This window comes from Saprospiraceae bacterium, assembly GCA_016713025.1.
In the GTDB taxonomy this organism is placed as follows: Bacteria; Bacteroidota; Bacteroidia; order Chitinophagales; family Saprospiraceae; genus OLB9.
Genome location: JADJPZ010000004.1, coordinates 2,668,701 through 2,684,933 on the forward strand (window position 1 = coordinate 2,668,701; position 16,233 = coordinate 2,684,933).

The window sequence follows — 16,233 nt, forward strand, 5'->3', positions numbered from 1 at the left end:
TGATTTGTCACAAATTACATGTCCACATTACTTATCTCTGAATTCGTAAATTTCTTTTTTTTATAAAAAGTGTGAAATTAATAAGTTTTTCCACTTATTCATACCCTTAAAGTCAACATTACTAAAATCTATAAATGTAAAAATATTATCATAATATGCACTTTTTAGTCACTAAAGAAAATAAAAATATAAAATTGGGGTTAAATACAAATGTGTAAAGCTTAACTTTGCACTTTTTTATTTTACTTTGTTAAAGAATTTAATATATTTGCATTTTAAATAATATGTAAGTATATAAAAATAAATAAATTGGATATTTATGAATTGGATGATAGATATATCAAAAGGGATGTTATTGCTGGCTCTAACAACTTTCTTCCCTTCTTCTGATGATCAGACTACTCATTTGCAAAATCAAAATGTTAAGAATTCTTCACAAAAAATACTGAAGGATCCGGCTTTCGAACACCTGTTTGATCTCCATTTACAAAAAAACATTGATCAATATGAGTGCCCTGGTATGGCTGTACTTGTGATGCAGGAAGGTCAGGTAGTGTACGAAAAAACCTTTGGTGTAAAATCAAAATTTACAAAAGAAAGTATTACTCCTGAGAGTGTGTTCAGATTAGGCTCCGTTTCCAAAGGTTTTGCAGGAATTCTGGCTTCAATTCTTATTGATAAAAACATAATAAATCTGGAGGATCCGCTCGTTTTATATATTCCGGAACTCAAGCTGAAAGCTAAAACTGAAGACCAATTATTGCGTGTAAGGCATATTCTCTCTCAATCCACCGGGTTGACTGAGCATGCCTATTCCAATCTTGTATACGAAAATAAAGACCTGGAAACAATCATCACTTACCTGAATAAGCTTACTCCGAGAGATAAAACAGGAATCGCTTATGCTTATCAAAATGCTGCTTTTGGGCTTATCGAAAAAGTCATAGAATCTGCAACGGGAATGACTTATGCAAGAGCCCTGGATCATTATTTGTTTTCGCCATTAGGAATGTGCAATACAAGCTGTACTTTTGATGGCCTCCAAAACGCAGAGAATGTATGTATCGGTCACAGGTATTACGGACCAAAAGCTGGGTATCGACCTATCAATCATCTTCCGCATTACTACAATGTGGCATCAGCAGGTGGCGTCAACGCTCCCTTGAACGATATGGCTAAATGGTTGTATGCTGTCATGGGTTACAAACCTGATGTCATCTCCGAAAATGCAAGAAATATAGCATTCAGCCCATATGTAAATACTTCCAATCAAGGTAAATATTTTAATCATTGGCCTGGTATCACAGATTCACACTATGCACTCGGTTGGAGATTGGTCAATACAAAAAATAATCAACTGGTATACCATGGTGGATTGGTCAATGGTTTCAGAGCGGAAATTGCTTTTGATAAAGAAAAAAATTTAGGTGTGGTATTCCTCTTTAATTCAGTGACAAATTACAGTAATAAGGCGGTGCATGAGTTTTATGATTTGTGGAATGCGTATCAGGCTACAAATGAAAAAGATAACTTCATCCTTTAGAAATTCAGAAATGCGATCAGATATTGGTATCTAAAATGTAGGAACTTCATCTGACCTTACGAATGGAAGAGTAACAAGTTTTTCTGTCTTATAATATGTATCAATACCTGATATACAAACTGTACCAGCAGATATAGGATCTATGCTGGAGTCTTCTTTCTGATAGCTGCTGTCCAATATGATATGTTCCACATTACCTATCACCATGATGGTATTATTGATCTTAAGCGGAATAGTTTCTGCCAATGACATTCCTATTTTGATCCTGCTTTCGGCTACATAGGGAGCATAAAAAGAATTGATAAACTGGGGTGTGAGTTTACATCTGTCAAATTCAGACAAATCCCTTGGAAAATCGGCAGATGTGAAGTGTGCTCTTTCTATGATAGCCGTATTGATGTGATTGATTGTATAAAATCCTGTACTTAATATGTTTTCCATGGTGTGCCTTTCACCCACCATTGGTCTCATGATAAATGCTATCAAAGCAGGATCAGACCCAAGATGGACTACAGAACTAAAGATGGCTAGGTTGGTCGCCCCTGATTCTGATTTGGTACCTATCAAATTTCCAGGCTTATACCCTGTGATGCTGTTAATCAGGGATAGACGTGGCACCATATCCATCCCAATGATGTCTTTTTTTGTATAATGTATCATATAAGTCATTGCAAAATCGACGAAAGAAAGCCCTGATGCTCATAACCTGCCAAAACACTTTTATTGAAGGTAGTACATCTCTAATCGACCCAGTCAGCCAAAAAAGATTGGTGTCCCTGGTACCTCCATTATTTCTATTGGATGCAAAGATAAGTTTTTTGCCATCATAAGAAAACATAGGGAATGAATCAAATACTTTATCAAAAGTGATTTGTTTTAAACCTGTGCCGTCAAGATTGATCACATAAAGATTAAACTGATAACCACGAGGAGCCGCATGATTGGAAGAAAAAATTACTTTATCTCCTTTTGGGTGAAAATAAGGAGCCCAATTGGCCTTTCCAAGATTTGTTATCTGTTTCAAATCTGTGCCATCTACATTACATACATACAATTCCATATTAGTAGGCATTACCTGTCCCTCTTTCAGCAATTCTTTATACACTTTCACATCTTCTTCTGTTTTGGGTCTTGATGCTCTGAAAATAAGTTTTTTGCCATCAGGAGAGAAAAAAGCACCACCATCATATCCTAGTTGATTGGTGACTTGCCTGACATCTGACCCGTCAACATTCATGGTGAACAACTCCAGATCTCCGGTTCGCATCGATGTAAAAACAATTTTATCACCGTTGGGAGAAACTGTAGCTTCAGCATCATATCCCGGAGTATCTGTTAGTTTTTTAATGATATTTCCCTTCAAATCTCCATGATAAATGTCAAATGTCTCATAAACAGGCCAAATATACTTTCCGTCAGCTCTTCTCTCAGGTACATGGGGACATGACGCAAATGCTTCGTGAGTGGACGCATATACAATACTCTTATTTCCGGGCATAAAATAACTGCAAGTAGTCCGACCCTTGCCGGTACTTAACAATGGTGGAGCTCCTGCTTTTCTTTCCCATTTTTCAAGGTCAAAAAAATATATCTGGTCGCAATCTGCACCCCACAATTTATTGGTGGCCTGAAAGACTATTTTTTTATCATCAAAACTCCAATAAGCCTCAGCATTGTCCCCGCCAAAAGTAAGTTGTCTGATATTTTTAATGTGTACTTCATTTGCATACCTTAATGAATCCGAACCTGAATCGAGCTTTGTGTATAAAATGCTTTTTTTTACTGTCTGGCAAGACAACAAAATGAATGAAAATAATAAAGCAAAATATAATCTGTTCATCTGTTTGATATTTTAAAGATTTTGGACAAAATTACACTAAAGACTACTTTTGATAGTCAGTCTTGTGTCATTTTTTAAAAATGTCATGATATGATTGAAATCATCATCCAAATGTTGTAGAAAATCTTATAGGTGAATGCCATTTTTGTACTGAAATTGTTTATACTACCCGCAAACGGTGCGTGACGTAGGCAGGCAGGCTCAATTCTTAAAGAGCCTGTCAAGCTACGCTTGAGACAACCCACCATTAAACTCCTAACAATCGGGATAATCTATTACCTAAATATCTAAAATGAGTTCCGTAATGAAGATCAAAGTACAATAAAATAAGCATTTTTGACGACAAATCATACTGTGTGCAGCTATGCTGTAGTCATCGCTACAGCATAGCTGCACACGGTATGGTGTATGACTGAACGGTGCAACAGCAAAATTGAGTGGGAGCTCAATTTAGTGAAGGAACAGTCAGCTCACCTGACGGCATGGTCATGTTGCTTCATAGGTCAGAATACAGTAATTTTGGTCTGGAATAGGAAATTCATTTTAGATTTTTAGGTATTAAATTCAGAATTTAAAAATCAATGTCGTTTAGATAAGAAATTTTTCTTTGTTTTTACCCTATCTAAATCTTTCCCTTACAAGGGAAAGACTTCATAAAGTCGCCTAACTAAACGACATTGACTTAAAAATCATATAGTATTATGTGATACACCAAATCTTATCGTCTGGTCCTGCTTCTGGTTTTACTGCCCGCATTGCTCCTTTGCATATATTTAATCAACTCCAAGAAAAAAATCAAAATGATAGCACCGCCTACTGAGCTAACTAAATTACCAAAAAAGCCATGCATCATAGGTACTTTGGCTAATTTTACGAGCCACGAACCTAAGTAACCGCCTATAACTCCGACAACAATATTTCCAAAAAAACCAAATCCCTCGCCACCCAGAATCCTGCTGGCTACATAACCACTGACAGCTCCAAAAAAAATTGTCGCTACCAGCGACCAGTCAAACGATCCTAATGACCAATCCATATTACAAAATTTACCGTCAAAGATATTGGAAAATTTCAAATTCTACTTCCTCAGCTTTTTTAAAAAGCAAAGAAAAGTAATAAAGAATACTATTTACACTATTCAATTGAAACGGGGTTTGGTATTCTTAGTATAGAGTTTGTTCAAATTTTAAACATTACTATTAATTCCTTATATTTTTTTCCAATAATCTTAAAATAATTTGCCATAATTCTTCATACGGAAGGATTTCGACCATATTGCTTTTTTCGTCTGTCATAAAGGTAAGAGCTTCCATTTTTGCATAAATGTTTTTTGTATGAGCTTTTACTCTGATCGGGTGAAAGCCTACCTCTGCCATCTTGATAAGCAATTTGATAAAATAAAATGATCTTATTGCTTCCTTCTTGTTTAAATATTTATAGATATATTGGTTCAGTGTCTCTGTCAACGCATAGATACTATCATATTTGCGTTTCAGGAGTAAAAAAAGAATCTTGAGTATGATGATCTGTATATGCAATCCTGCTTTATCTTTAGTATAGAAAGCAATACTATTTAAAAATTTGTTACTATTGAATGTATTTATATGGGCTACATCCAGTTTGTTCCTATCAAGTATTTTTGCTTCTAATAGAAACTGAATAAAAGCTTCTCTTATCTTCCATTGCTCTTCTACTATAGGAATTTTGTTTAGGTTTTTATGGTCTATCCGGGATTTGTACAAGCTAAAAAGTTCATTATAAAATTGACCTCTGAGCAGGATAGTAAAGTAGTTTAATGCATCTTCAAACCAAAGCCTGTGGCCCTCGGGAGCGATAGATAGTGCAGTTTTATATTCTTTGGCAGCAGCATCATACTGTTTTAGATGAAAATAAGAAAGGCCTACATTGATGATACATCGGTATCTCATCATTTTGTCGTTGGTAAACATAGTATCGCAACTCTGAATACCTTCCCTTGCGACCATTAAACCTAGATTAAATTGACCAGTGAGCAAGTAATAAAAATTTGCAGTAGAAAAATATGTAAAGTGGATTTTCCATGAATTATGTTTTTCCTTTAGTACTTTAAGTTCTTCCAGCATACTGTTGACTTCTTTTATTTTCTCTGTATTAAATCCACCCTTTGCCAAAACATACCAATTTGAAATGGTCGCATTGTATCTCATTGCTATATTCTCGGCGTGGTATATTTCTGATAACAGCAGGTTTTCTTCTTTCATTTTGAAAAAAATAATATTATCAGGCTGTACAAATCCATAGAAATTCATGAGAATGTTTGTCAAGGGTATAGCTGATTCGGTAAGATAGTTCTCTTTACAAAAAGCTAAATTTTTCTCAGCTAATCTAACAGCTTCCTTTTGATATCCATTTTTATATAATGAAGTGATGATAAGATTGTTTTTATCAGCTACGAGTGAGCGCATACTGAAATTGTCAAAATTTTTAGACGAGCCGGATGCCACAAAGATATCATCCTGCAGCTTCTGTTCCAATCTGTGCTTCAGTACCCGAAATTCCGTATTTTTATCTTTGTTGCCATACAACTGAAAGCAAACATCAACATCAGATATCCCAGGATTTTGGCGCAATAACTCTTCAAAAGCATCTAACTTCTTCCCGTAGTTAGTATTCGACTCTTTAAGATTGATCTTTATTTTGAATAATGCCTGAATCAACTCCATATATGCAAGTAAAAAAGCGTATTAAATAAAAAAATGTGAATTTACAAAATTCATTATTTAGAATGTAAATATAACACTAATAATCAAGTATTTAGTGTGATACGTAAGTATAATATTGTCATTTTTAAATGTAACATTTGACGTATATTCTTAAGCAAAACAGAAGCGACACTCATCTACTTTTGCTATTGTTTAATAATTAAATATTTCTTTGCTATGGCTGTATGACTGAACGGTGCGACAGCAAAATTGAGTGGGAGCTCAATTTAGTGAAGGAACCGTCAGCACACCTGACGGCATGGTCATGTTGTTTCATAGGTCAGAATACAGTAATTTTGGTCTGGAATAGGAAATTCATTTTAGATTTTTAGGTATTACGCAACAACAATAATAAAGGCTGATAATATGAAAGACATAAAAGATAATTTACTGATATTGGTGGTCATGACTATAATTAATTTGACCGTACTTTGGAATTACATCGCTAATGGAGAGACTAAACACGGGGTAGGATATTTTATATTTTTCTATGTAGCTATTTTGACAATTCACTTTTTTACAAAAAAAATTCCACCTTTAATAGATATAGAAGTAAAACATCCTAAACATGAGCTATTAGTTGCAACTCTATTTTCAATATTGGGTTTGCTCTTTTTGAGCTTGAATTTTATGCAAAAGTCAGGTGTAATACAAAAAAATTTATTTACATCAGTTCCTATTTTACTTGGATCGTTTCTCTTTTCTACTCCATTAGGGATATTGATCTATTTATTACTGAAAAAATATAAAATTTTGCAACTTGGGTTCACAATTAAACCATTGATTTATTTTTTGCTTGGTGCATTAATTTATGGATTGACAGGGCTTTTTGCATATGTTTTTAACGAAGACGGCATTATTTGGAAAGAAGGCCTGCAAGAACTTGGCGGTGTAGCGGGGATTTTTGTTCAAGGAATAATAGGTGCCGCTTTATTCGAAGAATTTAGTCGATTTGTCATTCAGTCAAGATTTGAAAAAATCATTAAAACTTCCGGGATAAGTATTCTTTTTGCAACAGCCATTTGGGCTTTTATGCACTTTCCTGTCACTGTTTATAAAGGAGCAAACATATCATACACCATTGTATATTGCATTCAAATCATACCACTGGGTTTTGTTTGGGGATATCTGACACAGAGAACAAAATCTATTCTTCCTTCTACTCTTATTCATGGTCTAAACTTATGGGGATTTCAGAATGGTTAATCCTTTGAAATGAGAGTTAAAGCCTTTTGATGAGATAAGACTTCAATATAAAAGTATGAGCCCGACCTACTTAATCGAACATAAGGATAAATTTAAGTATAAGACACCTCAGATCTGATTCATAAATCCTATTAAAAAAAATCGGGTGTATTTCATTTTTTCGCCTCACATTAAAAAAATCATCAATTTTTTTTTCGATTCAGTCAAGATGCCTTAATATATTGTATCGTAGCTAAAAGTTGCGACGAACAAACGATGCTTTAGAGACATGATCCTGCAGATAAATTACTCCCGCCTATCGGGGCAGGAGCGTAGCTCTGTCATCTTTGTAGAAAACATTAGCACCTGAAACATAAGGGGCGTAGCCCTGACATCTTATATTTACCACATCTCTTAAGATCACAGGGCTACGCCCCTACTTGATGGTGTGTGGATATTTTTGCTACAAAGATCTCAGGACTACGTCCCTATATTAATCTCGGACATAAAGATTAGAGATAATAGAAGGGTGTATTTCATTTTTTCGCATCACATTAAAAATCATCAATTTTTTTTTCGATTCAGGCAAGATGCCTTAATATATTGCATCGTAGCTAAAAGCTACGACGAACAAACGTTGGTTTTTTGTTGATATATTGATACATTTGCACGGATTACATCATTTATGATAAAAAAAGACGCTGCTATAGGTTTTATTTTTGCTACCCTTTTACTGGATGTGATTGGGTTTGGGATCATCATTCCTGTTTTGCCCAGGTTGCTTTCAGAGATGCTAGGTATAGGCATCAATGAAGCCAGCAAATACGGTGGTTATCTTCTTTTTGCATTTGCAGTAGCTCAGTTTATTTTTTCACCGGTGATTGGCAACCTTAGTGATCAGTATGGCAGAAGACCGGTTTTGTTATTATCTTTATTGGGATTCAGTATTGATTATCTCATCCTTGCATTTGCACCTGATTTCTGGTGGTTTTTTATAGGAAGAATCATTGCCGGTATCACGGGGGCAAGTTTTACCACAGCGGCTGCTTACATTGCAGATATCAGCACTCCCGAGACCCGTTCAAAAAATTTTGGTATGATAGGCGCTGCATTTGGATTGGGTTTTATCATTGGACCACTTCTGGGAGGTGTGCTCGGGCAGTTTGGCGTTAAAATCCCCTTTTATGTAGCCGCAGCACTGAGTTTTATGAACTTTTTGTATGGGTACTTTATTCTTCCGGAATCCCTGCCGTTGGACAAGCGCCGCAAATTTGATATAAAAAGGGCTAATCCATGGGGCTCATTAGTACATATTGGCAAATATAAGAATGTCAGATATTTGCTACTTGCGTATTTCTTTTTGTATGTGGGTTCGCATGCTGTCCAAAGCACCTGGAATTACTTCACAATGTACAGATTTGGATGGAGCGAAGCCATGGTGGGGTATTCACTCGCCATTGTAGGCATCCTGGTGGCATCGGTTCAGGCTATGCTTGCCCAAAAATCGGCTCTCTTTTTCGGACTTGAGCGTAGTATTGTCATCGGATTTGGTCTGTATACGGCAGGTATGTTTTTATTTTCCATCGCCAATCAGTCTTGGATGTTATTTTTATTTTTAATCCCTTATTGTTTTGGAGGTATCGCCATGCCTAATCTTCAGTCATATATGGTAGGTAAAGTGGAGCCCAATCAGCAAGGCGAACTGCAAGGGACGTTGACCAGCCTCATGAGTATTACGACCATCATTGGCCCAATCATGATGACCAGCATTTTTTATTACTTCACTACTGGATTAGCCCCATTTGCATTTCCAGGCATTGCTTTTTTTGTTGGAGGAATTTTGATGGGTATCAGTTTGATCATCACTTGGAAAGTACTGTTGCCTAAAGCTCCTAAATGGTATTAACAGAAATTTTTTGTCAGCTTAACCTGACAGTTCTCTACCTACCAAATCTTAAGTCAATATTGATTATATAAAAAAATCTGGCAAAACGGGTCTTGCCAGATTTCATTCATGAGTCATATTTTCCAATCATCAAAAACTCGCAATGTATTCTAATTCATTCTTGCGTTTTCAGTGTGCTCCAAACGTGTATTTTCAGTTTTTTTCTTCAATTCAGTTGCCATTTTACTGGCTTCTTCTTTGATAGCTTCCATTTTTTTGTTTACAGTTTCGACCACGTCCGTAAATTTAGCATTCAGGTCTTCACCAACATCGTTGGTTTTTTTTGAAAGTTTTGCCCTGGTGACACTACCTTTATCCGGAGCAAATAAAACACCAAGTATTGCACCGACTCCAATAGCACTCAGGATACCGAAAAGTATTCTACCGATTCTCATTTTAATATTATTTTAATCAAATGAAGAAATATCAGGAATATTCTCCTTAAAACTATTAACCCTGATTTGATTATCCCTACTATTGAGATAACCCTACATTGGAAATTTCAAAGATCTACATCCTTTGTCAAAACAAATATATATCAAAAAAAATGAATTGCTAGGTGACGTGGGTCATATAAGCACATGATAAATATCATCAAAATATCCTCATTACCAAATCAGATAGTTTTGCTGCTTCAAGCTCCCAGTTGTGAAACTGTTTTGCCTTCATGCATTCCGTATGCATATGCTCAAGTTTTTCTTTGTTTTTGAGCATTGAGTTGATCGCGTGGGCAATCTTATCCTCACTTAAACCATCTATAGTGATGCCTACTTCATATTTATTTATAATATGGCGATACTCAGGAAAATCCATATTGACAGATGGTAATCCTGCATGCATATAATCAAAAAATTTATTGGCCAATGAGTAATAATAACTCTCACTGCTTGAATCCAGCAAATTAATACCTATTGTTGCTTGCTCCAACAGGGTTTTTGTTTCATTTGGATTTTTCCCTCCTTTAAAAATGATGTTTCGGCATGCTTCCGACTCCTCAGCCATCTTTTTAAGCTCGCTGGTGATGTCTCCTTCCCCAACTATCCATAATACAGCATCAGGAATATGTTTCATACTTTTTATCATTTGATCAAGTCCGCGTCCCTTATTAAGCATACCTACATAAATGATGACAGGTACATTATTAGTGACAGGTACTTCATTTTGAAGATGCGCTTCCTTTATTGATTCAAGATATGGAACATTATACAAAGCAGTGAAGGAGACAGCCCATTTTTCACTCATCAGTTTTGCAAGTGCATCACCGACAGTGATGTGAGCATCAGACTTAGGGATAAAGTTTTTTTCAATGATTGACCATACCCACCTGACAAATGGCTTATGAATGAGTTCAGGTACTTTTGTAAAATATTCATGAGCATCAAAGATTTGGCGGCATCGTTTCATCCACTTTACTACACCTCCTGCAAGCAATGTATCGGTATCTACCGAATAGATGATGTCATTTTTACCGATATTTCTGAACAAAAAATACGTCAAACGAAGATTGTACACAAGGTAGAAAGAAAATCCTTTTTCAAAAAAACAATGTAATCTGACCTGATGAAACTGTTTATGCTCCAAAGGCAATGATATTTTTCGCTTTCTTCCCACCAAAATTACCTGATGCCCCATATCGGACAGCGTATTGCAAATCCTGATCATCCTATTATCCTGAATGAGGTCATTAGTGACGGTACAAATGATTTTTTTTGATACCTCTTTCATTTAAGCTGGGGGAAATATAAGTCCGGAATTGTCGATCAATATTCTGCCTTCGGATTCAAAATCTTTTATGGCCCGCAAGACTCTTTTTCTTTTGTTGAAAGGATACAAATTGACATATTGATGGATATCGACTGTTTGTTGACTTGCAGATATCAGGAGATGATTATATAGCTTTTCAAGTTGTTCATCTGTCAGAATGATCTTAGATTTTCCAACACAAATATCACAACGACCGCAATCTTCGACCTTTTCTCCAAAATACTCTACCAGGATTTTCTGTCTGCATTTCTCTTCATTTTTGGCATACGTGATCATAGCATTGAGTCTGTCACCGGCCATTTTTTTGCGCTCCTGATACAATCTTTTATTGATGCTAAAAGAATTTTGTTCAGGTCTGTCCTGCATGAAAGTAATCTGAGGCTCTGCAGACCTTTGGTTATAGCTGATATATCCTTCTGCCCTTAAGATTTGGAGATAGTGTGTCAGTTGATGTTCCTCCATTCTTAATTCCTGTGCTATTTTGACCTCGTCAATTTTGACCGGTTCTATAAAAAGGCCTTCATACTTCCTGAGCAGATGGACCATCACTTTGGTTTTAATATTATTTTCTCTGTGCAAAAAGTCCAGGTACTCCTGATCTGCCAGAATCATCAATCTGGAAGGTTCTTTAAAAGCTTCCGAAAATGCTACCCAACCTTCTTTTTCCAGCATATTCAATATGTGAAATACTTTTCGTACCGGTAGGTTTAGGTATTCAGCAAAATCAACAATGTGAAAATCATATGTTTCCATCATACCGGCACCATAGGCGACTTTGTGAAATCTGCAAAGCCTGTCATAAACGCTGCTGATAATTTCAAGTGATGGATACTGATCTTCATAATTTTTTCTTGCGGCTTCGGCATCAGATGCATCTGCGACGATGACCGCAAAAGCAGGCAAACCATCACGCCCTGCCCTACCCGCTTCCTGATAATACTCTTCGATACTTGGAGCTATATCCATATGAATCACCAATCTCACATCGGGTTTGTCAATCCCCATTCCGAATGCATTGGTTGAGACCATCAGCCGGACTTTGTTTTGCATCCAGGCTTGTTGGTTTTTTTCCCTTATTGATTTTTCCATACCACCATGGTATGAAGCACAACTGATACCGCTGTAGGTGAGCCATTGAGCTATTTCTATAGTTTCTTTTCTGTTTCTCACATATATTATCGCACTACCACGTACCTTATCCAGAATCTGCAAGATTTCGTTCATCTTGTTTTCAGTTTCTATCACCGTAAAACTGAGGTTATCCCGAACAAAACTCTTTTTAAAGATGGCAACATTTTTCAGACAAAGTTTTTCTGCTATATCCGTAATCACCTTGGGAGTCGCTGTAGCCGTCAAAGCTATCACAGGAACCTTGGGATGTATATCACGCAGAAGTGATATGTTAAAATATGATGGTCTGAAGTCATATCCCCACTGTGATATACAATGAGCTTCATCGACTGCTATAAGGCTAATTTTGGCTTTTGCGATACGAAGTGAAAACATCTCGGATTTGATCCTCTCCGGCGAGATATACAATAATTTGATATCGCCATATACAAAGTCATCCAAAATGGATCTATTTGTTGGTAAGTCAGATTGGAATGCAGCGATTTTGCATTGATGTTTCTGACTCTCAATTGATCTACCTGATCCTGCATCAATGCAATAAGGGGTGATACAACAATAGTCTTACCTTGAAACATCATGGATGGTACCTGAAAACATACAGACTTGCCACCACCTGTAGGTAATAAAGCTATGGTATCCTGTAGCTTCATCACGCTATCAATAATGAGGTCCTGAGGTGATCTGAACTTGTCGTATCCCCAGTACTTTTTCAATATATATGTACTATCTTCCAATCAAAATGTTAAGTATATTAAAATTTCAACTTTTTAGCTTTAAATCCACCAATTAGTCCACACAGACGTAAATCAATTGTAAAAATAAAAAATAATGCTGATTATAGAGCTATTATCGCCTGCAAGATGCAAACAAGTCGAGATTAAGGAAGATAACCTACCTGACTCACCAAGGATTGGGTAAATTTATTAAGCTTTCTCTTTGAAACGGGTATTGAAAATGGCTAAAATTTCGGGCAAATGACTTTGCTACCCTTTCCAAATCCTCTTCTACCTTTTGAGTCGGCAAGAAGAACATTCACTGTGATGGTTGAAATTAAATAATAATCCTTGACCGAGGCTCCTCCCCTTACTGACCCGGTCGGCAATTGAATGGGGTCTGACTGGCCTAAAAATTCATTCATTCTGTTGCCAAGATTAGCTGCAAGAACTCCATTACTTGCACTTAGATCATCATAGTTGACATAATTAGTACTGACGTCATCAAGATAATCAGTAAAGGTCCTTCGCATCACTACTTCAATACCTAAATTTATTGTTTCTGATAGTATAAACTTTGCTCCACCTCCGAAACACAGTCCTGCACTTAATAAATTGTATTTTGAACCAAATCCCGGCATTCCCTGACCTTCTGTACCTAATGGCTGTAATCTTACCTCATTACCTCTGTATATGGTAGTTGGGTCAAATCTGAATCCACAAAAACCAATGGTGGCATAAGGTAAAAAGACCGAACTACCCTCTTCCATATCATAACCAAATATGTAATATTCTCCCATCACAGCACCCTCGACCAAGGAAGACTTAAAACTGAGGTTTCGTAAGTTTTGCCAATCAAGTGATGAGTTGGAGTCACTGCCTTTTACCTTACCAAAGACAAGAGATGCTTTGGCCCCAAATTTTTTTTGAAATATTTTCCTGTAATGCAATTGCAATGCCATTCCACTATTATTGACCACATTGGTAGTGAACGATGGCGCATTCAGGTCTCCCCAATAGGTAGATGCTCCCCAACCAAATCCAATTTCGCTATATTGGGCATACATTTTATCTGATTTGAAGCCGATAAAAAACACAAATCCCAGTAATAAAAATTTAAACCGCATAATTTATTTATCTGTCAAAAACATCTTCAATATATATAAACACTTCGTTTACAAAATCTTACAAAGCTAATAGTATAGCATTATCAAAATATTTATATTTATATACTATAGCCAATGAACAATATTCAAAACATTTAACTTTATTGTATTGAAAAATATTATGTATCACCCTAATATTTATAACCAAAAAAATCAATTTGTCTCAGACGTGCCGTTTATATTCTAAATTGCATGTCAGGTTCAAAAATGAAAAAGTTTATTTTTTTTTGAGGATGAGTTTGTACAATTTTTTATAAATATATATTGATTTCTTTAACAATTAACAAATTACAATATCAGCGTGTATTTAACAAATTGCACTTTTGCAGTGTTCTTTTTAATAAACGGCAAAAACGTGGTTGAACTGGGCGGGTTGTCTCAAGTATAGCTTGACAAGCTCTTCAGAGCCTGCCAAGCTATGCTTGGGAATGAGGGTAGCGAGGAAGGAATTTTGAATTTATGCAGTTTGTTATACACACAGTATCAGCTTTTTGAAAGTATCAAAAACCTTTAAAATACAAAATAATACATATGAAATATTTTTTTAATGTAATACTATTTTTGGCATATTCGTTTCAGTCCATAGGACAAACATCAGTTCCGAAAGACTGGTTTTTTGGCAGCCCGGGTGAAACATACAATGGTATTTCTATCCAAAAAGCGTATACAGAGATATTGAAAAATAAAACGCCCAAATCTGTTGTAGTAGCGGTAATCGACTCAGGGATCGATATAGACCATGAAGACCTTAAGGAAAATATATGGACAAATCCCGGTGAAATTCCCGGAAATGGCATTGATGATGACAAAAACGGATATGTGGATGATGTACATGGGTGGAGTTTTTTGGGTAATGCTGACGGACAAAATGTAGCACAGGATTCATATGAAGCTACTAGAGTTTTTGCTGCGCTGCGATACAAATATGAAAACGCCAATCCTGCAAACTTAAATAAAAAACAGAAAGCAGAATATGATGACTACGTCAGGGCAAAAGAAATAGTCGAAAAAGAGACAAACAAAGCCAAAATGAATCTCAGTCAATTGGATATGGTGGAGCAGAAGGTTATGTCCTCACTTGACGAATTAGAAAAATCGATCGCAGGCAGAACTTTTGATAAAAATACCTTAGATTCTCTAAACACAGAAGGAAATTACCTACTGACACTTTCAAAAAATCTTTCTGTAGAATATCTGTCAGATCCAAACATCACCAGTATAGCCGATATAAAATCTATCATCTCAGAAGAAATAGCACAGGATAGGAGAGATCCTTCCAATAAAGTTAACATATCCTACAATCCGGATTTTGACCCAAGAAAGACAATAGTAAAAGACAACTACGCTGATCCATATGAAAAATATTACGGAAACAATGATGTGAAAGGACCTGATCCATTGCATGGAACACATGTAGGAGGAATCATAGGAGCAATGAGAAACAATGGCCTCGGGAGTGACGGCATCACACCTAATGTAAAACTCATGTCAGTCCGTGCTGTCCCCGATGGAGATGAAAGAGATAAAGACGTAGCAAACGCCATCAGATATGCTGTAGATAATGGTGCCACTGTCATCAATATGAGTTTTGGAAAAGGATTCAGTCCTGAAAAGAGTGTGGTAGATGAAGCTGTCCAATATGCAGCAAAAAAAGATGTTTTGCTGGTACATGCCGCCGGTAATGCAGGAGACAATAACGATGCAACACCTACTTACCCAAATGATACTTACCGGAAAAAGTCAGGCTTTCTTTGCAAAAAACACAAAACTGCCAAAACTGGGTCACTGTAGGTGCCTTAAATTATAAGAAGGGCATCAATACGATAGCTCCATTTTCAAATTACGGATTGTCACAAGTAGATTTGTTTGCTCCAGGCATGATGATCTACAGTACCACTCCTGAAAACACCTATGCGCCATTACAAGGTACAAGTATGGCAGCACCTGTAGTGGCTGGTGTTGCAGCAACTATCAGGTCAGTTTATCCATCTCTTACTGCAGAACAAGTGAAAGAAGTATTGATCAATTCAGTCAATAAAATCAATGAAGAAGTGGTAATACCCGGGGGAAGCGGGGACAAATCGGCATTTTCAAAATTGTGTGTTTCAGGGGGTATTGTAAATCTTTACAAAGCACTTGAGTACGCTGCAACTGTAAAAGGTAAAAAGAAAATAAAAGAAGTGAAAGCATAAGGCCATTAGTCAA

The 16,233-nt window shown here is 36.3% G+C and carries 14 protein-coding genes; 5 read left to right on the forward strand and 9 right to left on the reverse strand.

Features of this window, described 5'->3' with window-relative positions:
- Positions 1 to 319 precede the first annotated feature (319 nt).
- Positions 320 to 1,543, forward strand: a complete 1,224-nt coding sequence (locus IPK35_17590; GenBank protein ID MBK8055027.1) for a beta-lactamase family protein — start codon at positions 320 to 322, stop codon at positions 1,541 to 1,543.
- Positions 1,544 to 1,573: 30 nt separating this feature from the next.
- Here the strand turns inward: IPK35_17590 and IPK35_17595 are convergent, their stop codons facing one another.
- From IPK35_17595 to IPK35_17610, 4 genes are all read right to left on the reverse strand, one after another.
- Positions 1,574 to 2,200 (reverse strand): flavin reductase, encoded by a 627-nt coding sequence (locus tag IPK35_17595; GenBank protein MBK8055028.1) that lies wholly within the window; start codon positions 2,198 to 2,200, stop codon positions 1,574 to 1,576.
- Complete coding sequence (locus IPK35_17600; GenBank protein ID MBK8055029.1) at positions 2,139 to 3,383, reverse strand: PD40 domain-containing protein; 1,245 nt, start codon at positions 3,381 to 3,383, stop codon at positions 2,139 to 2,141. The genes IPK35_17595 and IPK35_17600 overlap by 62 nt, the downstream gene beginning before the upstream one ends.
- Positions 3,384 to 4,101: 718 nt before the next feature.
- Positions 4,102 to 4,419, reverse strand: a complete 318-nt coding sequence (locus IPK35_17605; GenBank protein ID MBK8055030.1) for a GlsB/YeaQ/YmgE family stress response membrane protein — start codon at positions 4,417 to 4,419, stop codon at positions 4,102 to 4,104.
- A 163-nt stretch (positions 4,420 to 4,582) separates the two neighbouring features.
- Entirely contained in the window at positions 4,583 to 6,085 is a 1,503-nt protein-coding gene (locus tag IPK35_17610; protein MBK8055031.1) for a hypothetical protein, read from the reverse strand.
- Positions 6,086 to 6,490: 405 nt separating this feature from the next.
- Here IPK35_17610 and IPK35_17615 point away from each other — a divergent pair, with 405 nt between their 5' ends.
- Together IPK35_17615 and IPK35_17620 are read left to right on the forward strand one after the other, a co-directional pair.
- Complete coding sequence (locus IPK35_17615) at positions 6,491 to 7,330, forward strand: CPBP family intramembrane metalloprotease (protein ID MBK8055032.1); 840 nt, start codon at positions 6,491 to 6,493, stop codon at positions 7,328 to 7,330.
- A 664-nt stretch (positions 7,331 to 7,994) separates the two neighbouring features.
- Positions 7,995 to 9,215 carry a TCR/Tet family MFS transporter gene (locus IPK35_17620; protein ID MBK8055033.1) on the forward strand — a complete coding sequence of 407 codons (1,221 nt, stop codon included), beginning with the start codon at positions 7,995 to 7,997 and terminating at the stop codon, positions 9,213 to 9,215.
- A 149-nt stretch (positions 9,216 to 9,364) separates the two neighbouring features.
- Here IPK35_17620 and IPK35_17625 read toward each other — a convergent pair whose 3' ends face one another.
- From IPK35_17625 to IPK35_17645, 5 genes are all read right to left on the reverse strand, one after another.
- Complete coding sequence (locus IPK35_17625; GenBank protein MBK8055034.1) at positions 9,365 to 9,649, reverse strand: YtxH domain-containing protein; 285 nt, start codon at positions 9,647 to 9,649, stop codon at positions 9,365 to 9,367.
- A gap of 199 nt (positions 9,650 to 9,848) precedes the next feature.
- Positions 9,849 to 10,979, reverse strand: coding sequence for a glycosyltransferase (locus IPK35_17630; GenBank protein MBK8055035.1), 1,131 nt, complete (start codon positions 10,977 to 10,979; stop codon positions 9,849 to 9,851).
- Complete coding sequence (locus tag IPK35_17635) at positions 10,980 to 12,590, reverse strand: RecQ family ATP-dependent DNA helicase (protein ID MBK8055036.1); 1,611 nt, start codon at positions 12,588 to 12,590, stop codon at positions 10,980 to 10,982.
- Complete coding sequence (locus tag IPK35_17640) at positions 12,482 to 12,883, reverse strand: DEAD/DEAH box helicase (GenBank protein MBK8055037.1); 402 nt, start codon at positions 12,881 to 12,883, stop codon at positions 12,482 to 12,484. The genes IPK35_17635 and IPK35_17640 overlap by 109 nt, the downstream gene beginning before the upstream one ends.
- Positions 12,884 to 13,107: 224 nt before the next feature.
- Positions 13,108 to 13,989 carry a hypothetical protein gene (locus IPK35_17645; GenBank protein ID MBK8055038.1) on the reverse strand — a complete coding sequence of 294 codons (882 nt, stop codon included), beginning with the start codon at positions 13,987 to 13,989 and terminating at the stop codon, positions 13,108 to 13,110.
- Positions 13,990 to 14,559: 570 nt separating this feature from the next.
- On the opposite strand from IPK35_17645, the gene IPK35_17650 reads away from it, so the two are divergent.
- Entirely contained in the window at positions 14,560 to 15,819 is a 1,260-nt protein-coding gene (locus IPK35_17650; GenBank protein ID MBK8055039.1) for a S8 family serine peptidase, read from the forward strand.
- Positions 15,780 to 16,220: a S8 family serine peptidase gene (locus IPK35_17655; GenBank protein MBK8055040.1), complete on the forward strand. Its 441-nt coding sequence runs from the start codon at positions 15,780 to 15,782 to the stop codon at positions 16,218 to 16,220. The genes IPK35_17650 and IPK35_17655 overlap by 40 nt, the downstream gene beginning before the upstream one ends.
- Positions 16,221 to 16,233: the final 13 nt, after the last annotated feature.